Below are 21,732 nucleotides of genomic sequence, written 5' to 3' on the forward strand. Positions count from 1 at the left end.
ACGACAGGCGAACGAAGCTCAGCGGATCAGTTCGTCGGCAGGTTCGATACCGTCGGCATCCGGGTCGACACCGGCATCCCAGAACACGCGGTACCTCCCGCCCAACGAGAGAAGGGACTCGTGTGTTCCCAGCTCGACGATCGTGCCGTCGTCCACCACCGCGATCGCATCGGCGCGCGCGGCGGTTGCCAGCCGGTGCGCCACGATGACCGAGGTACGGCGGCGGGTGACGGCGTCGCCGGCCGCGAGGACCATCGCCTCGGTCTGCTGATCGAGGGTGGCGGTCGCCTCGTCGAGCAGCAGCAGGTCCGGCTCGACGAGTTCGGCACGGGCCAGGGCGATCAGTTGCCGCTGGCCCGACGAGAGTCCGGCACCGCGCTCGCCGATCGGGTGCAACATGCCGCCGGGTAGTCCGGCGATCATCGGCACCGCACCGACCGCGGCCGCCGCGGCGGCGATCTGCGAGCGATCGGCTCCTGGTCGACCGTAGCCGATGTTGTCGGCCACGGTGCCGGTGAACAGGTGGGGTTCCTGGGGCACGATCCCGAGGTGGCGCCGGTAACCGCGCAGCGTGAACTCGCGAATGTCGGTGCCGTCCATACGCACCACGCCGGCGGTCGGATCATAGAAGCGCGCAAGAAGTTTCACGATCGTCGACTTGCCCGCGCCGGTCCGGCCGACCAGCGCCAGCGACGTCCCCGGAGGAATTCGGAGGTCGATTCCGGCGAGTGCGTCGACGGCCGCGCCCGCGTAGCGGAACGAGACATCGTCGAGGCATGCGTCCCCGGTGAAGCGCGTGTCGCCGGGGTCGACGGCGTCACGGCGTTCGGCAACGGTGGTCGGGGTGCGCAGCAGATCGGCGATGCGCCGCAGGCCGACCACCGCCTGCTGGTAACCGTCGAAGACCTGCGAGAGTTGCTGCACCGGTCCGAACAGCAGCGACAGATACAGGATGAACGCCACCAGGGTGCCGGCCGACAACGTGCCCGTCGTGATCTGGTGCGCGCCGACGGCGATGGCCGTTGCCGTGGCCAGGTCGCTCATCAGCGTGATGAACGGGAAGTAGACCGAGATCGCGCGCTGTGAGGTCATCCGCGCCGACACCCACGTCTTCGTCAGACCGGTGAATCGGCGGGTGGCCGGAGCGGTGTTGCGGTAGGTCCGGGTCGTCTTGATGCCGGCGATGTTCTCCTGGAAGTCGGCGTTGACCGCGCTGACGAGCTCCCGGGATCGCGTATAGGCGCGCGCGGCGATCCGGCGGAACACCAGGGTCGCCACGATCAGCACCGGGAGTGCCGGCAGGATCAGGGCACCCAGTTCGACGTCGGTCAACAGCATGGCGACGGTGACGCCGACGAGGGTCAGCGCTGCGACGATGGCCGTGGACAGGCCCGTTTGCAGGAATGTCGAGAGCGCATCGACGTCGGTCGTCATGCGCGTCATGATCCGCCCGGACAGTTCCCGTTCGTAGTAGTCCAGACCGAGCCGTTGCAGGTGGGCATAACTGCGCACCCGCAGGCCGAACAGGACCCGCTCGCCGGCGCGGGTGGAATAGAGCGTCATCGCCGCGGCCGCGACCCAGCCGAGGGCGACGGTGCCCACACCGACGCCGGTCGCGATGAGCAGGGTCCGTTGATCGGTGTGGGTGGCCGCGTCGATGACCGTGCGCGCCAGTGACGGGAAGACCAGACCGGTGAGCGTGTCCACGCCGATTGCCACGATCGCGATGGCCAGGAGCCAGCGCACCGGGGCCAGGATCGACCAGAGCGAGAAATGGGGATTCTGTGTCCGCATGGCTTCGACATCGACCCGTGGCGACTCATCGGCTGCGGGCAGCTCGTCGACCGCCGCGAGCAGCGCGGGAGTGGCGGGCATGGAGCCGAGGGCGCCGGCCATGCCGCCGCCGCGGCCACCGCCTCGTCCGCCAGCTGGTGACGGTTGTGGTGTCGACGACGAAATATGTTCTGGCGCAGGTGTTTCGGTTGGCCATAGTGCATCGAGCGAGAACGATCCGGCCGGTGCGGTGTCGGCGGCTGCCGCATCGGCGGTGGCCGGGATCGGTGACATGAGTGCACGGAAACGTGGGCTGCGGGCATCGAGTTCGGCGACGGTGCCGATGTCGAGGATGTGGCCGTCGTCGAGGACGGCGACCCGGTCGGCGAGCATCAGCGTGGACCGTCGGTGTGCGAGCACGAGCATCGTCGGCCGGTGCGCGCCGCCTGCGCGCAGACGACGCAGGATGCGTGATTCGGTGGACGCGTCGAGGGCCGAGGTGGCGTCGTCGAGCACCAGCAGCCGTGGGTCGGCATAAAGTGCCCGCGCCAGTGCGATCCGCTGCCGCTGACCGCCGGACAGCGTCAGGCCGCGTTCGCCGACGATGGTGTCGAAGCCGTCGGGAAGTGCGGTGATGAAGTCGATGGCATCGGCGGCTTGGGCTGCGGCGAGCAGGCGCGGTTCGACCGGCCCGTGGCCCCGGGGACCGGACCGGTCGGGGCGGTCGCCGAGGGTGATGTTGACGGCGATGGTGTCGGAGTACAGGAACGGCTCGTCGAAGACGACCCCGACGGCACCGTGTAACGAGTCGCCGGACAGCTCCGAGATCGGATGGTGGGTCTGCGCGTCGGGGCCGGAGAGCAGATCGATCGTGCCGCGGTCCGGGCGCCGGTGGCGGCTGACCAGGTCGGCCAGTGTGGACTTGCCCGAACCCGGGGGCCCCACCACCGCGACGCATTCACCGGGGGCGATCCGCAGGTCGATGTCGTCGAGGACCATTCGGTCATCGTGGCCGAAGACGACGCCGGAGAGCTCGAGTCCGAGCGGGCCGTCGGGCAGCGTGGCGGTGTTGGCGTCGTCTGGATCGGTGGGCGCGTCGACGACGTCGTACACCCGCTCCACCGCGGCCCGTGCCAGCTGGCCACTCACGACGAGATTGGTCAGGAGCCGCGCGAGAGCGGTCATGGAGGTGACATAGGTGGCGAAGGCAAGGAAGGTGCCCGCGGTGATCGACCCGGACAGCGTCAGGTAGCCGCCGGCGGCGATCACCGCGACCATCCCGAGCTGCGGGATCGCCGACATGGTCGGGGTGAAGCGCGCGTTGATCTTCCCGGCGCGCAAGCGCTTGGCGTACAGGTCACGACCGAGGCCGACCAGTTCGTCGACGGCTCGCGTCTCCTGACCGAAGCCCTTGACGACACGGACTCCGGTGACCGTCTCCTCGACGTGCTGGGCGATGTCGGCGGCGGCCTGCTGGGCCGACCACGTCGCCGCGAAGAGTCGGCGCCGCGTGGTGAGGACGACCACGGCGACCAGCGGCAGGATGGCCACCGCGATGAGGGTGAGTAGCGGTGACAGGTAGCACATGATGCCCAGGGCGATGACGACCTGAACGGCGGCCCCCACCGAGAGTGGTGCCATCGCGAGCAGGCCCTGCACGATCTGCAGATCGGAGATGGAGCGGGACACCACCTGTCCGGTCCGGATGTCGGCCTGGGTGGCCCCATCGAGATGGAGCAGAGTGCCCAAGAGCTTGAGCCGCAACGTGTTCTGCACGTCGATCGACAATTTGCCCGCGGTCAGGCGGCGACCGAACTGGCAGAGGTAACGCAGTAATGCCAGACCGATCATCAGGGTCACGATGGTCGGGATGGTCCACGTACCGGCGACGCCGGTGGCGGTGTCGAGTGCGGCGCGGGCCAACAGTGGCGCGACCAGGTCGACGGCGACGGCCACCAGGGTGACCGAGACGGTGATGATCACCAGGCGGCGGTGACGCAGGCATTCACCGCCCAGCCGGCGCAGCCATCCGGGGCGTTCGCCGGGCCCCCGGCGGCGGTCGGCGGCGTCGTGGGCGTGGTCGTCGGTGATCGATGGTTCGGTCCGGGCCCGCTGGGTCGACGCCGTCACGACTGACCCGGGGGCAACCCGGGGTCGGTGACGACGACGCCGTCGATCGTCGCGTGCGCAGGCGGCGGACCGAAGGCGACGCGGGCGTTGGCGATCACGCGCTTGCCCAGGACTCGGTTACCTGCGCCCCCGATGACCGCGCCGATGCCCGCGGGCAGGAGGCGGCCCACGACCACGGGCGCCCGTTTGAGCGCATATTTCTTGACGGTCCGATTGACCAGTGTCTTGTTGAGATTCGCGAATGTCCCACTCGGCGCGGACGCGATTCCGAGCCGGCGGAGCGCACCACCCCGGGCGCCGACCACACCACTCAGCCGGGCCAGGCCTTCTTCGCCGAGTGCAACGGTGAGGACCAGGGTCTTGCGGCGTTCGGTGTCGTGAATCGAGATTCCGTGAACTTCGGCGATGGCCAGGGCCAGCAACGCCGACGCCTCCAGGAACAGGGCGGTCTCGCCGGTCACCGCTCCGAGGGCGGTGACCGTCCCCACGCCGGGAACCGCCGCGGTGGCACCCACCGCGCTGCCCGAGCCGGTGACCGTATGCAGGTAGCGTTTCTCGAGGCGACCGATGAGCTGCGCTGGTGAGTCGTCGGGGTGCTTGCGCTGCAGGCCGCGAACGTATCTCGCGACCGCGGGCGCCTGTAGGCGCTGGGCTTTGTCGAGCATGTTCCCCGCGAACTCGACCGACCGGCCCGAGGGATTCTTGACAGCTTTCGCGTTCATGACGCCGGCACCCAATGATCGGCGGGGACCGCCTCGGCGGGCCGCGGCGGGCCGGGCGGGGTGCCGTCCCCGAAGGGCCGGCCACCGAGTTCCGCGCGGTGATGCGGGGTCAGCCAGTTCGCCAGATCGGGTCCCTTGGGGACGATCCCGGTGGGATTGATGTCGCGGTGGACGATGTAGTAGTGCTGCTTGATCTGGGTGAAATCGGTGGTGTCACCGAAGCCCGGGGTCTGGAAGAGGTCACGGGCGTAGGCCCACAGAACCGGCATCTCGGCGAGCTTGGAGCGGTTGCACTTGAAGTGGCCGTGATAGACCGGGTCGAAGCGGGCGAGCGTGGTGAACAGGCGCACGTCGGCCTCGGTGATCGTGTCGCCGACGAGGTAGCGGCGCGTGGCCAGCCGCTCGGAGAGTTCGTCGAGTTTGGTGAAGAGACGATCGTAGGCTTTGTCGTACGCGCCCTGATCACCCGCGAATCCGCAGCGGTACACCCCGTTGTTGACCTCGGTGTAGACGCCTCTGTTGACGGCGTCGATCTCCTCTCGCAGGTGCTCGGGATACAGCTGCGGTGCGCCGTCGCGGTGGTACTGCGTCCATTCGAGTTCGAAGTCGACGGTGATCTGCGGGAAGTCGTTGGTGACGACCTCGCCGGTGGGGATGTCGACGACCGCAGGAACCGTGATGCCCTTGGGGTAACCCGGAAACCGCTTCTCGTAGGCGTCCTTGAGTCGCGGGATGCCCAAAACCGGATCGACGCCACCCGGGTCGAGGTCGAAGGTCCACGAGTCGGCGTCGTGGGTGGGGCCGCACAGACCCAGCGAGATGGCGTCCTCGAGGCCGAGGAGCCGTCGCACGATCAGCGTGCGGTTGGCCCAGGGGCAAGCGCGGGCGGCGACGAGACGGTAGCGGCCGGGTTCGACGGGGTAGCCGTCGCGGCCGTCGCGGGTGATGCGTGTCTCGATATAGGCGGTGTCGCGGACGAACTCCTGACCGCCGGTCACGTAGGAAGCCTGCGTGCCCGCTGAGTTGGTGCCGGAGTCGGCCGGAGTGGTGTCGGTGCCCATGGGCTTCACATTAATGAGCATCACCGACATTGGCATCGATCACTCCATCGCGTATATTCCACGTGGAGTATTTGGGTCGATGTGGGGCATCGGAGGTTTGCCATGGAGAACTGCCGCGCGGGGTGTGACGGTCCGCTGGCGCCGTTGGCGGTACTGATCCTGGGGCTGGTCGCCGAACGACCGATGCACCCCTACGAGATGGCGCAGACGGCGATGGAGCGGCGCGAGGACCGCTTGGTCAAGTTCCGTCCCGGCACGCTCTATCACACGGTGGACCGCCTCGCCGGCAACGGCTTGATCGAGGTCTACGACGTGCGCCGGGAGGGCAACCGGCCCGAGCGGACCGTCTATGCGATCACCGCGACCGGCCGCGGCGCGCTGGTCGCCAACATCGAACAGATCCTCCAACGCCATCCGACCGAATACCCCGATCTGTATCTGGCCTTGTCGGAGGCACACGCGTTGCCGCTGCAGCGCGTGATCGAGCTGCTGTCGGTGCGCATCGAGGCGATGCGCGCGGAGTTGTCGGACATCGTCGAGGCCGACGCGGATGCGCGCGCGCGCGGCATCCCGGAGATGTTCTACCTCGACGCCGGCTGCCGCATCGTGACTCTGCGATCCCAGATCGATTGGCTCGCAGAGTTTTTGGACCGGCTGTCCGAAGGCGGCGTCGAATGGCTCGACGACCCGGGATCCCGCTGGGCCGCCATGCAACACTCGTTCTCGACCCCCGCGCCGGAATCGCCGGCGGCGCCTGCAATCGAACCGTCCACCGCAAGATCTTCACAGAGAGTGATCCGGAAATGAGTTCGTCCACCACACCCGCGGCGGTGACCAACCGTCCATGGCTGGCCCTGATGGCGCTGTGCGTCGGCTTCTTCATGATTCTCGTCGACATGACGATCGTCGCCGTCGCCCAGCCCCAGATCCAGGTCGCGCTGCACACCGATGTCAACGGCATCGTCTGGGTCACCAGCGCCTATCTGCTCACCTACGCGGTTCCGTTGTTGGTCACCGGCAGACTCGGTGACAAATACGGTCCGAAACTCGTCTATCAGATCGGTCTGGTGGTCTTCACCGCGGCGAGCGTGTGGTGTGGATTCTCCGGTTCCATCGGTGAGCTCATCGCCGCCCGCGCCCTGCAGGGCATCGGCGCCGCACTCATCACCCCGCAGACCATGGCCCTGATCACCCGCATCTTCCCGCCCGAGAAGCGTGGCGCCGCAATGGGTGTGTGGGGCACCGTCGCCGGCGTCGCCACGCTCGTCGGTCCGTTGCTCGGTGGCATCCTCACCGACAGTTTCGGCTGGGAGTGGATCTTCTTCGTGAACCTGCCCGTCGGCATCGTCGGCCTGATCCTGGCGGCGACCCTGGTGCCCTCGGTCGAGACCCATGACCACTCCTTCGACTGGATCGGCGTCGTGCTCTCCGCGGTGGGGCTCTCGGCCCTCGTCTTCGGCATCCAGGACGGCGAGAAGTACAACTGGACGGGCTGGATCTGGGTGCTGATCATCGGCGGGATCGCGGTGATGGCGTTGTTTGTCTACTGGCAGTCGCGGATTCGCACCGAGCCGCTGGTGCCGCTGTCGTTGTTCCGGGAACGCAACTTCACCTTGTCCAACATCGGCATCGCCACCATGGGCTTCGCGATCTCCGGCCTGATGATCCCGGTGATGTTCTTCCTGCAGCTGGTCGGCGGCATGACCCCGACCCGCTCGGCGGTGATGATGGTCCCGATGGCGGTGCTCACCGGCATCCTCGCGCCGATCGTCGGACGTGTCCTCGACAAGGTCCACCCCAGCGCGATCATCGCCTCGGCGCTGCTGCTCAACGCCGTCGCGGTGGGGTGGATCGGCATGATCGCGCGACCGGCGACCCCGGTGTGGCAGTTGATCATCCCGATGTGCCTGATGGGCGTGGCCTCGGCCGGAATCTGGGCGCCGCTGGCCGCGACCGCGACCCGCAACCTGCCGTGGCATCAGGCCGGCGCGGGCGCGGGCGTCTACAACACCACCCGGATGATCGGATCGGTGATCGGCGCGGCCGCGGTCGGTGCTTTGATGCAGACCCGGCTGGCCGCCGAGCTGCCCGGGGCGAACACCACCGAACACAGCAGCGCGGTGAGCCAGTTGCCTGCCGCGGTGCGGGAGCCGTTCGCCACGGCCATGGGGCAGTCGCTGTACCTGCCCGCCGCGGTCCTGCTCATCGGCGTCGTCGCCACCCTGTTCCTCGTCCGGCCCAAACATCAGGCCCCAGCGCCGAAACCGGTGGCTCCGGCCGCCGACGGTGTGGTCGCCGAGGGTGTGAGCGCCGGGGGCGCCGACGCAGTGTGACGAGGGGATCGGGGGAGGCGCGCTCGTGCCTCCCCCGTTCTGTCGGTGGCCGATCGTACGGTGTTGTCCATGCGGATTCTGCACACCTCGGACTGGCACCTCGGCCGCACCTTCCACGGTGTCGAACTCCTCGACGACCAGCGTCAGATGCTCGCCGACATCGCCTCGGTCGTCGCGGGCGAGTCGGTGGACGTGGTCGTGGTGGCCGGTGATGTCTATGACCGGTCGGTACCCTCCGCCGACGCGGTCGCGGTGTACGACGACGGCCTCGCGGGAATCGCGAACGCCGGGGCGCAGATCGTGATCACCTCGGGCAACCACGATTCGGCGACCCGTCTCGGTGCCGCATCATCTTTCGCCGCCGCCGGTGGACTGCACCTGCGCACGTCGGTCGCCGACATCGACGACCCGGTTCTGCTGTCCGACGAGTGGGGTGAGGTGGCGTTCTACGGCATTCCCTACCTCGAACCGGACGCCGTCCGGCGCGAATTCGGAATCGACGATCCGTGTGGACATCAGGGGGTGCTGACGGCGGCGATGGACCGTGTCCGTGCCGATGCCGACTCCCGGAGCGTACGTTCGGTGGTCGCCGCGCATGCGTTCGTGGTGGGGGCGGCGAGTACCGGCTCGGAACGGTCGATCAGCGTCGGTGGCGTGGAAACCGTTGCCGCCGGGACGTTCTCCGGAATCGACTACGTTGCGCTCGGTCATCTGCACTCACCACAGGAGATCACCCCGGCAGTCCGCTACAGCGGGTCGCCGTTGCCCTACTCCTTTGGCGAGAACACCCACCGCAAGGGCGTGTGGCTCGTCGATCTCGATGCCGGCGGGGTAGCAGGCGTAGGGCTGCATGAGCTGCCGTCCGTGCGCGGATTGAGCGCTCTGACAGGCACTCTCGACGACCTGCTGACCGCGGCAGAGTATGCGGACGTGTGCGATCACTACATCGAGGCAACGCTCACCGACGCCATCCGGCCGCTCGATGCGATGCGGCGTCTGCGTGAGCGGTTCCCGCACACGGTGCACGTGCACTGGGAACGTCCCGAACCCGTTGCGCGCCTGGACTATGCGTCACGCGTTCGCGGCCGCACCGACGCGCAGATCATCGCCGCGTTCGTCGCCGACGTTCGCGACGAGGCCGATGCGGTCGAACGAGACCTGATCGAACGCGCGTTGCGCGACGTGGTCGGTGAACCCGAGGCGGACGTATCCGGTACCGACGAGTGGGCGCTGTTCCACCTCGACGCCGATACACCCAAGACCGCGTGATCGGGTACCGATGAGACTGCATCGCTTACGGATGTGTGCCTTCGGGCCCTTCGCCGAGGACACCGAGATCGACTTCGACGCGCTCGCCGCCGACGGTTTGTTCCTTCTGCACGGACAGACCGGGGCAGGCAAGACGTCGGTGCTCGACGCGGTCGCCTTCGCGCTGTTCGGGCGGGTACCCGGCGCACGCCAGGAGGGTCGGCGCCTGCACTCCGATCATGCTCCCGCCCAACAGGTTCCGGAGGTCGAAGTGGAGGCCACCATCGGTGGCCGGCGGATGCGAATCGTACGCTCACCGGAGTTCCACCGTCCCAAGAAGCGCGGGACCGGGTTCACCAGGGAGCAGGCACAGGGAACGCTGACGTGGGTCGACGATTCGGGTCCCGCGCTGACGCGCCTACCCGAGATCGGCGAGGCGGTGACCCGGTTGCTCGGGATGAGCGCCGACCAGTTTTTTCAGGTCGTCCTCCTGCCGCAGGGGGATTTCGCCAGGTTCCTGCGTGCGAGCTCCGAGGAACGGGAAGAGTTGTTGGAGCGTCTCTTCGACACCGAGCGCTTCGGCGGTGTCGAGGAGTGGCTCAAGGACCGCGCTCGCCAGGCGGAGCGGTTGGTGAGCGACAAGAGCGCCGCAGTCGAGCGGATCGCGAATCAGATCGCGGCCGTGGCGGACTGCGAGATGCCCGCCGAACCCGACTACGACTGGGCGCACGGATGTCTCGCCGACGCACGTACATCGGCCGGGTCGGCACATGAACGACTGACCGCGGCCCGGGCGGTACTCGACGGCGCACAAGCCGCGCTCACGCACGGAAATCGGTTGGCCGAACTGCAGCGTCGGGCAGCCGGTGCGGCCGCGCGGTTGACGCAGCTCGACGCCGGCGCTGCCGAGCTCGATGCCGTCCGTACTGCCGCGCGCGCCGCCCGTGCCGCGGCCCCCATCGTGGGCCCGGCCGACGACCACGCCGCCGCCGCCTCGGCGGTGGCTGCCGCTCAGCACCAAACCGAGCGCGCCGCAACAGAGTTCGCCGAGCTGCCCGAAGGCGCCGCACTCCTCGCACCCGACGCCGACCTCGACGCGGCGATCGACCGTTGGACGGGGGAGTCGGCACGGTGGGAGCCGCTCGCGCGGCGAGTCGGGCAGCGACCCGCCCTGCAGGCCGACATCGGCCGGCTCGATATCGAGATCTCCTCGGCGCATGAGCGATCCGAGAAGTTGACGCCGCTGCTCGAGGCGGCACCGGCCCGGCGGGCCGCCGCGGTGGCCGCCCTGGGTGCGGCGACCGAGGCAAAGGCGGTGGCGCAACGGTTGCACACCGAGCGTGATCGATGCGACGCGATGATCGCCGCCTTTGAGTCGCGCGCTGTTCTGGATACCGAGATCGCCACGGCCACAGCAGAATTGCAGACCGCTCACGATAGTTACAATGCGGCCCGTGAGCATCACCTCGACCTGCGCGAACAACGGATCGTCGGGATGGCCGGCGAGCTGGCCGCAGCGCTCGTCGACGGCGAACCCTGCATGGTGTGCGGCTCGGCCGCGCATCCGGCCCCGGCTGATGCAGGCGAGCAGATCGACGTCGCCAAGACCGCGGAATCTGCCGCCGCGCGCGCCGAGGACCGTGCCGCCGAGCGCCGCAACCGCGCGCAGACCGCGCTGGTAGCGCTGGGCGAACGCCGCACACATCTTGTCGAGGTCATCGGTGATGCATCGGCGGAGGCCGTCGATCGACGATCCGCCGCACTCGCCCGCGAACTCGCCGACGCGACGGCCCAGGTGGCGTCGATCCCGACGCTCGAACGCGCGGTCAACGCCATCGACGCCGAGGTCGAGGGATGGCGGACCGAACTGGGCCGGATCGGCGCCTCGAGATCGGGTCGGGTGGAGCGTCGCGCCGCGCTGCAGGAACAACTCGAGGCTCTCGATGCCGAGGTCGCGCACGCCACCGGCGGCCGCGTCGGGGTGGCCCAGCGACGCGCCGAGCTCGCCGAACTGTGTCGGCGTGCGCAAGGGCTGCGTGAGGCGCGGGCCGAGACGGGGCGTGCGCAGCGGCGCTGTGACGACCTTACGGAGCGGCTGCAAAAGCTGTGCGGTGAAGCAGGATTCGCCGACGTCGTCGCGGTGCGCGCGGCTGCGGCACCCCTGCAGCAGATCGATGGCTGGGACGAAGTGCTCTCTCGGGCCGCTGCAGCACGGGCCGGTGCACAAGAAACGCTCGCCGACGCCGAGGTCGCCGCCGCCATGGCCGCCGCTCCGGTCGACACCGCCGCCTTGACGGCAGTCCTGGCCGAAGCCCAGCAGCACCATGACACGGCGGCACGAGAACACGCCCTGGCCGTGCGCATCGCCACCCGGCTCGAAGAATTCGTGCCCCAGTTCTGGGCTGCGGTGGATGTTCTCGCCCCGGCGCGGGCACGGCACGCACGGGTACAGGGCCTCGCCGATCTCGTCGGCGGGCGCGGCCAGAACGCACGTCGGATGTCGCTGCACTCCTACGTGCTGGCGTCCCGGCTCGAGGAGGTGTTGGTCGCGGCATCGGCACGGTTGCGTCAGATGTCGTCGGGCCGTTATGAATTCGTCCATTCCGACGCGGCGGGACCGCGAGGCAGGCGCGGCGGCCTCGGCATCGAGGTGCACGACGAATACACCGGCGCGGTCCGCGCGGCGACCACGTTGTCGGGCGGCGAAACCTTCTTCGCCTCGCTGGCGCTCGCCCTCGGATTGGCCGATGTGGTGTCGGCCGAATCCGGTGGACGCGTCCTCGACACCATCTTCATCGATGAGGGTTTCGGCTCGCTCGACCCGGAGGCGCTCGATCTGGTGATGGGCGTGCTCGACGATCTCCGCTCCGGCGGGCGGGTGATCGGGGTGGTCAGTCACGTCGACGAAATGCGTGCGCGCATCCCGACCCAACTCCATGTGCTGCGCGGAACCAGCGGGTCCACCGTCCGGATGCACGGTGTGCTCGGCGTGTCATGACCAGCCGGATTGGGTCGCCACCCGTTGGTGCGCTACGCTGAGTGCCGCCCCGATGAGCCCCCGTAGCTCAGGGGATAGAGCGTCTGCCTCCGGAGCAGAAGGCCGTAGGTTCGAATCCTACCGGGGGCACCGTGACATCCCTTCCGGCCTCCGGCCGGTGTGCGCCTACTGTGTTTGAAAGAGATTCATGCAGGCGCATCGTCGATTCCATCCGTTTTCCCGGGACGCTAGAGCGTTCTACCGGTACAGGCGCTGCATGCGGTCCCACAGCAGAGCCTTCGGTGTGGAATCCATCTGCAATTCACGCATACACCGATCGAGGCGGTGAGGGTTTTCGCGGTGATAGTCGATGGCCTTGTCGAGGTCGCTGACCACAGACACCCCGTACGCTCCCTCTGCCTTGCTGACCGCCTCATCCATGAGGTTGTCATCGGGCTCGATCATGGCGAGGTCTATCAGGTCTCGGCTGAAAACGGAAGTGTCGGCCCACCTGTCGGAGTTCGCTAGAAGTTTGCTCGCCACCATGTCGAGAAGACACAGCGTTCTCATGCCACAGATCTCGTCGTCGGGGCCAGGGGTCTCGAAGCTGATGCGCCCCTCCGAAATGATCTCGAACTTGATGGGCACGCCTGCTGCTTCGAGTATTGCGCGTATCCCGTACTGATCGACCATGGGCTCGCGCAGCAGAGGTAGCTCGCGAACTGTGAGGGATTCGAATCCTGGGCCCTTGACCATCTCTCGCAGCTCTCGGTACCCGTCTGTACTGGACACCATGAAGTCGAGATCCAACGACTGTCTGAACTCTCCGAATCGGAGCGCTATCGCCGTCCCGCCGCCGAGATAGCACCTCGCGTCGAGGAACAATTCGCTGTTCAGTGACTCGAGAACTGTCTTGATGTGATTGTGATGGTCCCGGTTAAACAAGAAGCACTCCCTTGCTGTACTTGTCGGCGAGGGCATGGATCAGCGATCTTTCCTCGTCACCCATGGCGGCGTGATCAAGGTGGCGCCAGTTGCGCTCGTAGGTCCTCAGGGCCTCGAATCCACTCAGTCGGCAATCGGCATCGAGCTGCCAGGCCGCGGCACTCAACAGTGGGTAGTCGCCCACCCTCACTTCTTCCGGAACGACGTGATTCGCAGTTTCCACCTCACCGCTTTTCTCCGGCTGCGGACGAGTATTCGTCAGCTGAATGTGCAGACCGACAGCCTCGGCTGCATTCACGAGCGCTCCTACCGTGACCGACGCCGCTCCGCTTTCGATTCGATGGAATGTCACTCGGGACATTCCTGCGGACTCCGCCGTGACGGCTGCGCTCACCCCGAGCTGACGTCGGCGGCGACGGATGGCCGCGCCGACGGAGACCAACACAGCATGACCGGCATCGGATATGGCCGGATTCCTCGAAGGCATGTATCTCATTCTATGCAAAGGTGCTTGCAAGAAGTCCGCGATCAGGTGTTGAAGGTGAACATCGCGTCTCAGGTGTCGGCGCTGAATCCGCTCTCCACGCCCTCGGCCAGTCCGACGTAGAGACGGCGCCACGGATCGTCGCCGACCAAGGTCCACTCGTGTCCGCTGCCGACGGTGTCCTCGGCGACGAGGACCACACCGGGTTCGAGCCGGAACCTCTCGCCGTCGCGCGTCACGAAATCGAGGATTCCGGCGAGGGTGACGACGTACTGCCGCCGCGGTGCGGTGTGCCAGCCCAGGGAACCGCCGCTTCTCGTTTCCTGGTACACCGACGTCGTGGTGTCGACAGCGGCCGACCGCGTGCCGTTCTCCGCAAGGTCGATGTGGCCGTGTTCGACGTGGGAACGGCCGTCGGCGTCATTGGTGAGACGGATCGCACGAATCATGGGACAAGGGTAACGATCAGAAGAGTCCGACGCCGACCGTTGCCGCCGATTCCGCTGTTGCCGATTCCCTTGTCGCCGACTCGGTTGCCGCCGATTCCGTTGCCGCCGATTCCGTTGCCGCCGACTCCATGGACAGCAGTTGCCGGCACCGGTGGATTGCTACCGTCGGTCCATGTGTCGCTGGTTGGCCTACGCAGGTTCACCGATCCACCTCGAAGACCTGCTGACGCGGCCGTCGCACTCGCTGGTGGATCAGAGCTTCGAGGCCCGCCAGCTCTACCTTCCCGGTTCGCCGATGACAAAGATGATGCGCAACCACGACTGGCCGACCAACGCGGACGGATTCGGTTTCGGTTGGTACGGCGACCGCGACTTTCCGGGCAGGTATCGCCGACATCCGACCCGCATGGGGTGATCGCAACCTGCATCGTCTCGCCGAGCAGATCCGGTCACCGATGTTCCTGGCACACGTCCGCGCGGCGCTCGGCGGCACCGTCGAACGTGTCAACTGTCATCCCTTCCACCACGGCCGATGGCTGTTCCAGCACAACGGGGCAATCCCGCATTTTCCAGAACTCAAGCGAGAGTTGACCTTTGACATCTCGCCGGATCTGTACCCGTTTGTCGAGGGCAACGCCGACTCCGAGGTGTGCTTCCATCTCGCGCTGACCTATGGCCTCGAGACGGACCCGAAGAATGCGTTTGCGCGGATGGTCGGTCGCATCGAGGCGGCGCGTGCCGAGCACGGGATCGACGAGCCGTTCGTCGGCACGTTCTGTGCCGCCGACGGCGAGTCGATCCACGCGCTCCGGTATTCCAGCGACCGGTCGTCGCGCACGTTGTATCACTCCGTGGGTCACATGCGGCTCACGTCAGCCGATCACGGCGGCCGGATCGTGCTGCCCGACGATGGGCGCATCATCGTGTCCGAGCCGCTGGAACCGGAATACCGTGACACGCACTGGGCGGAGATCCCGGAGTGGTCGTTCGTCACCGTCCGGGCGGGAGCCGAGCCCGTCGTCGAGGACTTCGAACCTGCGACGTAGGCACGGCGATCCGCGGGACGGCGCGCAGCGCGAGCGAGCGGGGCCGGGCACCGGGTGAGCCGATTGTTCCCGACCAGCGTCGGGACCATAGGATGGTGTGTTGTGACTCCCGCCGATCTCGCCGTGTTGCTGAGTACTGTCACCCGCACCGTCGTGGCCGACCGTGGTCTCGACGCGTCGCTGGTGCCCGACTCCGTCGTCGTGGAGCGACCCCGTAACGCCGACCACGGTGACTACGCCACGAATGTCGCACTTCAGCTGGGCAAACGGCTCGGCGTCGTACCGCGCGATCTGGCCGGCTGGCTCGCCGACGCCTTCGCGGCCGCGGAGGGTATCGCCAAGGCCGAGGTGGCCGGGCCGGGCTTCGTCAACATCTGGCTGGCCGCGGCCGCCCAGAACACGGTGGTGGCCACGGTCCTCGAGCAGGGCCGCGAGTACGGCCGCGGCACCGAGTTCGGCGACAAGGTGATCAACCTCGAATTCGTCTCGGCCAACCCGACCGGCCCCATCCACCTCGGCGGCACCCGCTGGGCGGCGGTCGGCGATGCACTCGGCCGCGTGCTCGCCGCGCGCGGTGGCCGGGTCACCCGCGAGTACTACTTCAACGACCACGGCTCCCAGATCGACCGCTTCGCGCGGTCATTGGAGGCCGCGGCGCTCGGGCAGCCCACCCCCGAGAACGGGTACGCAGGCGAATACATCGTCGACATCGCCCAACAGGTCGTCGAGACGGTTCCCGCTGTGCTCGACCAGCCGCCCGCCGAGCGGGTGGAGACGTTCCGGGCCGAGGGCGTCACGTTGATGTTCGACCACATCAAGACCAGCCTGCACGAGTTCGGGACCGACTTCGATGTCTTCACCCACGAGAACAAGATGTTCGAGACGGGGCTGGTCGAGGAGTGCATCGCCGAACTCAAGGGCAACGGCAACCTCTACGAGTCCGACGGCGCATGGTGGCTGCGCACCACGGCGTTCGGCGACGACAAGGACCGCGTCGTCATCAAGAGCGACGGCGACGCCGCTTACATCGCCGGCGACATCGCCTACTACCGCGACAAGCGCAACCGCGGCTTCAACCTGTGCATCTACATGCTCGGCGCCGATCATCACGGCTACATCAAGCGGCTCAAATCCGCGGCGGCCGCACTCGGCGACGATCCGGACACCGTCGAGGTGCTGATCGGGCAGATGGTGAACCTCGTCCGCGACGGCAAACCGGTGCGGATGAGCAAACGGGCGGGCACGGTGATCACCCTCGACGATCTCGTCGACGCGGTCGGGGTGGACGCGGCGCGGTACGCGCTGATCCGCTCGTCCATCGACGTCAACATCGACATCGATCTCGACCTGCTCGCGCGGCAATCCAACGACAACCCGGTCTACTACGTGCAGTACGCGCACGCTCGGCTCGCCGCGCTCGGGCGCAACGCCGACGAGCTGGGACTCACCCCGCAGATCGAGCACCTCGACCTGCTCGACACCGCCGAAGAGGGCGACCTGATCAAGACGATCGGCGATTTCGACGAGGTCGTCACGACCGCGGCGGCCCTGCGTGAACCGCATCGCGTGTGCCGGTACCTGGAAACCCTCGCGGGCACCTATCACCGCTTCTATGCACGGTGCCGGGTACTGCCGCAGGGCGACGAGGAGCCCGGAGACATCCATCGGGCCCGGCTGGCACTGTGTGCGGCGAGCCGCCAGGTGCTGGCCAATGGGCTCGAGCTGGTCGGCGTGAGCGCACCGGAGCGGATGTGAACGCGCATCCGGCCGGGCCACGGCACGCGGAGCTGGTGGCCGCACCGCATCTGGCCCAGAAGCCCAACGATCCGGCGGCGCTCGCCGAGATCCCGGCGCAGGTGTGGCCGCGCAACGCCGCCCGTGACGAGGACGGCGAGTTGCAGATCGCGGGAGTCGGCGTCACCGAACTGGCGGAAACCTTCGACACGCCGCTGTTCGTCATCGACGAGTCCGATTTCCGGTCGCGCTGCGCGGACATGCTCGACGCCTTCGGCCCGTACGGCCGTGTGCACTACGCGTCGAAAGCCTTCCTGTGCACCGAGATCGCGCGCTGGGTCGACGAGGAAGGACTGTCGATCGACGTGTGTTCCGGCGGTGAACTCGCCATCGCGCTGCGGGCCGGGTTCCCGCCCGAACGGATCGCGTTCCACGGCAACAACAAGAGCGTTGCCGAACTCGCTGCCGCCCTCGATGCGGGGGTGGGCCACATCATCTGTGACTCGATGAACGAGATCGATCGGCTCGACGCGCTGGCCGGTGAACGCGGACTCGTGGCCGACGTGCTGATCCGCGTCACCGTCGGCGTGGAGGCGCACACCCACGAATTCATCGCCACCGCTCATGAGGACCAGAAGTTCGGGTTCGCGCTCGCCGGCGGCGTGGCGATGGACGCGGTGCGCCGCGTCTTCGCCACCGACAACCTCCGGCTGGTGGGACTGCACAGTCATATCGGCTCGCAGATCTTCGATCTCGACGGCTTCGAACTCGCTGCCCACCGCGTTCTCGGACTGCTCCACGATGTGGTCGCCGAATTCGGCGTCGAGAAGACGTCGCAGATATCTGTCGTGGATCTCGGTGGGGGACTGGGTATCTCGTACGTTCCCGAGGATCGCCCGTTGCCGATCGTCGCAGTGGCCGAGAAGCTCGCCGAGATCGTGGCCCGCGAGTCGGCGGCGGTCGGGCTGCCGATGCCGACGATCGCCGTCGAGCCCGGGCGTGCCATCGCCGGTCCCGGCACCATCACGCTCTACCGCGTCGGCACCATCAAAGACGTCGCACTCGGTGGCGGTGCGATCCGCCGCTACGTCTCCGTCGACGGCGGGATGAGCGACAACATCCGGACGGTCCTCTACCAGGCCGAGTACGACGTCCGGCTGGTCTCACGGGTGTCGCAGGCCCCGGCCGCGGTGAGCCGCGTCGTCGGAAAGCACTGTGAGAGCGGCGATATCGTGGTCAAGGACTGCTGGCTGCCAGAAGACCTGGTACCCGGTGATCTGATCGGCGTGGCCGCGACCGGCGCCTACTGTTACTCGATGTCCTCGCGCTACAACCTGGTGACGCGCCCGGCCGTGGTCGGCGTCGCCGACGCGCAGGCCCGGGTGATTCTGCGGCGTGAGACCATCGACGATTTCCTGAGGCTGGAGGTGACCTAGGTGAACCCGACACACGACCCCACCGGGGCGAGCACGGGCGGGCGCCCCATCGGCCTTGCTGTGCTCGGCATGGGCAATGTGGGCACCGAGGTCGTGCGCATTTTCGACGAGAGCGCCGATGACCTGCGCGCCCGCGTCGGTGCGCCGCTCGAGTTGCGTGGGGTGGCCGTCCGCGACCTCACCAGGGCGCGTGGCATCGCTGCCGAGTTGCTGACCGACGACGCCGAATCCCTGGTCACCCGAGATGATGTCGACATCGTCGTGGAGCTGATGGGCGGGATCGATCCGGCCCGCGGACTGATCCGCGCGGCGCTCGAGAGCGGCAAGTCGGTCGTCACCGCCAACAAGGCGTTGCTCGCCGAGTACACCGGTGAGCTGGCGACGGCCGCCGCCGATGCCAAGGTCGATCTCTACTTCGAGGCCGCGGTCGCCGGCGCGATCCCGGTGATCCGGCCGCTGATGCAGTCGCTGGCCGGCGACACCGTCGAACGCGTGGCAGGAATCGTCAACGGCACCACCAACTTCATCCTCTCCGCGATGGACGAGACCGGTGCCGACTATGCCGAGACCCTTGCCGAGGCGGGGCGGCTCGGATATGCCGAGGCCGATCCCACCGCCGACGTCGAGGGCTACGACGCCGCCGCCAAGGCGGCGATCCTCGCCTCGATTGCCTTCCACACCCGCATCACCGCCGCCGACGTGTTCCGGGAGGGCATCTCCTCGGTCACCGCCGCCGACCTCGTCGCCGCCCGGAAATTCGACTGCACCGTGAAACTGCTGTCGATCTGCGAGCGGATTCGGGACGCCGATGGCAAGCAACGGGTTTCGGCTCGCGTCTATCCGGCGCTCATTCCGCTGTCGCATCCGTTGGCCACGGTCAACGGTGCGTTCAACGCGGTGGTCGTCGAGGCGCGCAGCGCCGGCCGGCTGATGTTCTACGGACAAGGCGCAGGCGGGGCACCGACCGCCTCGGCGGTGCTGGGCGATCTGGTGATGGCCGCCCGCAACAAGGTTCACGGCGGTCGTGGACCGCTGGAGTCGACCTACGCGAAGCTGCCCGTAGCCCCGATCGACGATGTGACCACCCGCTACTACGTGTCGATGCGGGTCGCCGACCGTCCGGGCGTGCTGGCCCAGATCGCCAACGAGTTCTCCAAGCGTTCGGTGAGTCTGGCCGCCGTGCGGCAGGAAGGCGCAGGCGACGACGCCCGGCTGATCGTCGTGACCCACCGGGCGCCCGACCGTGCGCAGTCGGAATGTGTTGCGGCCCTGAAAGACATGGACGCCGTGCTGATGGTGTCGAGCGTATTGCGAATGGAAGGTACCGATGACTGACGCCCCCTCAACCCCGCTCGCGCCCGTGCATTCGGGCTGGCCCGGACTCATCGAGGCCTACCGTTCACGGCTCCCGGTGGGCGACGACTGGAAGGTGGTCACCCTCCTCGAGGGCGCCACCCCGCTCGTCGCGGCACCGTATCTGTCCGAGCTGACCGGGTGCGAGGTGTACCTGAAGGTCGAGGGCCTCAATCCCACCGGCTCGTTCAAGGACCGGGGCATGACCATGGCCGTGTCCAATGCGGTCAACAACGGCAAGACCGCCGTGCTGTGCGCCTCGACCGGCAACACGTCGGCGTCGGCGGCCGCGTATGCCACCCGGGCCGGGATCACCTGCGCCGTCCTCATTCCGCAGGGCAAGATCGCCATGGGCAAACTTGCCCAGGCAGTCATGCACGGCGCCAAGATCATCCAGGTGCAGGGCAACTTCGACGACTGCCTGGAACTCGCCCGCAAGGCCACCGCGGAATTCACCGAGATCGAGCTCGTCAACTCGGTGAACCCCGCGCGTATCGAGGGCCAGAAGACCGCGGCCTTCGAAATCGTCGACGTTCTCGGCCGCGCGCCCGACGTGCACGCGTTGCCGGTTGGCAACGCGGGCAACATCACCGCCTATTGGAAGGGCTACTCGGAGTATCACGCCGACGGGATCGCCTCGTCGCTGCCGCGGATGCTCGGCGTGCAGGCGGCCGGTGCGGCGCCCCTCGTCAGCGGAGCGCCCGTCGCCGATCCCGAGACCATCGCCACCGCGATCCGCATCGGCAACCCGGCCAGCTGGCATCAGGCCGTCGCCGCCAAGGACTCCTCCGGCGGCCAGTTCCGGGCGGCCACCGACGAAAAGCTCTTGGAGGCATACCGTTTGATCGCCGGACACGAAGGCGTATTCGTCGAGCCGGCGTCGGCGGCAAGCGTCGCGGGACTGCTCGCGGCGCGCGCGGACGGCTGGATTCGCGCCGGTGAGACCGTGGTGTGCACGGTGACCGGCAACGGACTCAAGGATCCCGATACGGCGTTGTCGGGGATGCCCGATGTCGAGGCGATCGAGGTCGATCCGGTGGCGGTGGCTCATGCGCTCGGCGTCGCCTGAGCCCCGCATGGTCACCCCCGATACCGTCTATAGGCAGCTGCCCGAAGGCATTTCGACTCGAGTGCGGGTACCCGCATCCAGTGCCAACCTCGGACCGGGCTTCGATTGCCTGGGTATCGCACTGGGCGTTCACGATGAGGTGAGCGTGGTGACCACCGACTCTGGGCTGTCGGTGGAGGTCGTCGGCGAGGCCGCCGACCGAGTGGCGCTCGACGCCAATCACCTCGTGGTCCGCGCCATTCTGAGTGGCCTGGCGCGCGCCGGCTTCTCGGCGCCGGGACTGCATGTGCGCTGCGCCAACGTCATTCCACATTCCCGGGGGCTGGGATCGTCGGCGGCCGCGGCGGTGTCGGGGCTCGCCGCCGCCTCGGGTCTGCTGTCGGCGTCGGGCCTGGGCCGGCCGCTCACCGATGACGAGCTGGTCCAATTCTCGAGCGAGTTCGAGGGTCATCCCGACAACGCCGCGGCTTCGGTACTCGGTTCGGCGGTGGTGACCTGGTCTGAACGCGTCGACGGCCTCGCCCGGTATCAGGCCCGCAAGCTGCGGGTTCACCCCGACATCTGCGCGACTGTCTTCGTACCGTCGACGGAGTCCTCGACGGCCTATACCCGTGGGTTGCTGCCTGACGAGGTGCCGCGCGCCGACGCGGTTCATAACGTCAGTCGCGCTGCGCTGGCGGTGGTGGCACTCACCGAGGACCCGGACGCGTTACTCGCCGCAACCGAGGACCGCCTGCACCAGCCATACCGCGCCGAGGCCATGGTTCCCACCGCCGAGCTGGTCGCGGCCCTGCGCTCACGCGGGCACGCGGCGACGGTGTCGGGTGCCGGTCCGAGCGTATTGGTACTCGGTGCCGGTGCGTTGCCCGCGCAAGCCCGCGACCTGGGCGTCGAGTTCGGATTCGTCCCGCAGGCGGTAGAGATCGCGGGCGGAGTGGAGATAGGCTGACGTGGTCTGGCCTCCGGAGCAGA

17 protein-coding genes and 1 tRNA gene are annotated in these 21,732 nt (G+C 67.8%); 12 read left to right on the top strand and 6 right to left on the bottom strand.

Features of this window, described 5'->3' with window-relative positions; genetic code table 11:
• Nucleotides 1-18 precede the first annotated feature (18 nt).
• Genes ACPXB3_RS13755 through ACPXB3_RS13765 form a run of 3 tightly spaced genes read right to left on the bottom strand, consistent with a single transcriptional unit; the run spans nt 19 to nt 5,686 of the window.
• The gene (locus ACPXB3_RS13755) at nt 19-3,903 is read right to left on the bottom strand and encodes an ABC transporter ATP-binding protein (protein ID WP_425727940.1); all 3,885 of its coding nucleotides are present in this window, start codon (nt 3,901-3,903) and stop codon (nt 19-21) included.
• Nucleotides 3,900-4,625, bottom strand: a complete 726-nt coding sequence (locus ACPXB3_RS13760; protein WP_425705517.1) for a hypothetical protein — start codon at nt 4,623-4,625, stop codon at nt 3,900-3,902. The genes ACPXB3_RS13755 and ACPXB3_RS13760 overlap by 4 nt, the downstream gene beginning before the upstream one ends.
• On the bottom strand, nt 4,622-5,686 hold the full coding sequence (locus ACPXB3_RS13765; protein WP_425705518.1) for a glutathione S-transferase family protein: 1,065 nt from the start codon (nt 5,684-5,686) through the stop codon (nt 4,622-4,624). Before ACPXB3_RS13765 ends, ACPXB3_RS13760 begins: the two co-directional genes overlap by 4 nt.
• Nucleotides 5,687-5,788: 102 nt before the next feature.
• On the opposite strand from ACPXB3_RS13765, the gene ACPXB3_RS13770 reads away from it, so the two are divergent.
• The 5 genes from ACPXB3_RS13770 (at nt 5,789) to ACPXB3_RS13790 (ending at nt 12,394) form a co-directional block, all read left to right on the top strand.
• Nucleotides 5,789-6,493, top strand: a complete 705-nt coding sequence (locus ACPXB3_RS13770; RefSeq protein ID WP_425727942.1) for a helix-turn-helix transcriptional regulator — start codon at nt 5,789-5,791, stop codon at nt 6,491-6,493.
• The gene (locus tag ACPXB3_RS13775; RefSeq protein ID WP_425705520.1) at nt 6,490-8,019 is read left to right on the top strand and encodes an MFS transporter; all 1,530 of its coding nucleotides are present in this window, start codon (nt 6,490-6,492) and stop codon (nt 8,017-8,019) included. The genes ACPXB3_RS13770 and ACPXB3_RS13775 overlap by 4 nt, the downstream gene beginning before the upstream one ends.
• A gap of 69 nt (nt 8,020-8,088) precedes the next feature.
• Nucleotides 8,089-9,288 carry an exonuclease SbcCD subunit D gene (locus ACPXB3_RS13780; RefSeq protein ID WP_425705521.1) on the top strand — a complete coding sequence of 400 codons (1,200 nt, stop codon included), beginning with the start codon at nt 8,089-8,091 and terminating at the stop codon, nt 9,286-9,288.
• Nucleotides 9,289-9,298: 10 nt separating this feature from the next.
• The gene (locus ACPXB3_RS13785; RefSeq protein WP_425727944.1) at nt 9,299-12,265 is read left to right on the top strand and encodes an AAA family ATPase; all 2,967 of its coding nucleotides are present in this window, start codon (nt 9,299-9,301) and stop codon (nt 12,263-12,265) included.
• A 56-nt stretch (nt 12,266-12,321) separates the two neighbouring features.
• Nucleotides 12,322-12,394: transfer RNA gene (locus ACPXB3_RS13790), tRNA-Arg, on the top strand.
• Nucleotides 12,395-12,502: 108 nt separating this feature from the next.
• Here the strand turns inward: ACPXB3_RS13790 and ACPXB3_RS13795 are convergent.
• The 3 genes from ACPXB3_RS13795 to ACPXB3_RS13805 are packed head-to-tail and all read right to left on the bottom strand — an operon-like array spanning nt 12,503 to nt 14,122.
• Nucleotides 12,503-13,225 (bottom strand): nucleotidyl transferase AbiEii/AbiGii toxin family protein, encoded by a 723-nt coding sequence (locus ACPXB3_RS13795; protein WP_425705523.1) that lies wholly within the window; start codon nt 13,223-13,225, stop codon nt 12,503-12,505.
• Nucleotides 13,182-13,685 carry a helix-turn-helix domain-containing protein gene (locus ACPXB3_RS13800; protein ID WP_425705567.1) on the bottom strand — a complete coding sequence of 168 codons (504 nt, stop codon included), beginning with the start codon at nt 13,683-13,685 and terminating at the stop codon, nt 13,182-13,184. The genes ACPXB3_RS13795 and ACPXB3_RS13800 overlap by 44 nt, the downstream gene beginning before the upstream one ends.
• Before the next feature lie 59 nt (nt 13,686-13,744).
• The gene (locus ACPXB3_RS13805) at nt 13,745-14,122 is read right to left on the bottom strand and encodes a cupin domain-containing protein (protein ID WP_425705524.1); all 378 of its coding nucleotides are present in this window, start codon (nt 14,120-14,122) and stop codon (nt 13,745-13,747) included.
• Between the two features lie 172 nt (nt 14,123-14,294).
• Here ACPXB3_RS13805 and ACPXB3_RS13810 point away from each other — a divergent pair, with 172 nt between their 5' ends.
• The 7 genes from ACPXB3_RS13810 to thrB all read left to right on the top strand — a co-directional run bounded on the left by ACPXB3_RS13810 (nt 14,295) and on the right by thrB (nt 21,709).
• On the top strand, nt 14,295-14,537 hold the full coding sequence (locus ACPXB3_RS13810; protein WP_425705525.1) for a hypothetical protein: 243 nt from the start codon (nt 14,295-14,297) through the stop codon (nt 14,535-14,537).
• Between the two features lie 40 nt (nt 14,538-14,577).
• Entirely contained in the window at nt 14,578-15,168 is a 591-nt protein-coding gene (locus ACPXB3_RS13815) for a class II glutamine amidotransferase (protein WP_425727946.1), read from the top strand.
• Between the two features lie 102 nt (nt 15,169-15,270).
• A complete protein-coding gene (argS, locus tag ACPXB3_RS13820; protein WP_425727948.1) occupies nt 15,271-16,923 on the top strand; it encodes an arginine--tRNA ligase in 1,653 nt (550 codons plus the stop codon).
• Nucleotides 16,920-18,338, top strand: a complete 1,419-nt coding sequence (gene lysA, locus ACPXB3_RS13825; RefSeq protein ID WP_425705528.1) for a diaminopimelate decarboxylase — start codon at nt 16,920-16,922, stop codon at nt 18,336-18,338. The genes argS and lysA overlap by 4 nt, the downstream gene beginning before the upstream one ends.
• Nucleotides 18,339-19,673 (top strand): homoserine dehydrogenase, encoded by a 1,335-nt coding sequence (locus ACPXB3_RS13830; protein ID WP_425727950.1) that lies wholly within the window; start codon nt 18,339-18,341, stop codon nt 19,671-19,673. It begins immediately after the preceding gene.
• Nucleotides 19,666-20,760 (top strand): threonine synthase, encoded by a 1,095-nt coding sequence (gene thrC / locus ACPXB3_RS13835; RefSeq protein ID WP_425705530.1) that lies wholly within the window; start codon nt 19,666-19,668, stop codon nt 20,758-20,760. The genes ACPXB3_RS13830 and thrC overlap by 8 nt, the downstream gene beginning before the upstream one ends.
• On the top strand, nt 20,741-21,709 hold the full coding sequence (thrB, locus tag ACPXB3_RS13840; protein ID WP_425727952.1) for a homoserine kinase: 969 nt from the start codon (nt 20,741-20,743) through the stop codon (nt 21,707-21,709). The genes thrC and thrB overlap by 20 nt, the downstream gene beginning before the upstream one ends.
• The last annotated feature ends 23 nt before the right edge of the window (nt 21,710-21,732 follow it).

The organism is Gordonia sp. DT219 (genome assembly GCF_049847065.1).
Classification (GTDB): domain Bacteria; phylum Actinomycetota; class Actinomycetes; order Mycobacteriales; family Mycobacteriaceae; genus Gordonia.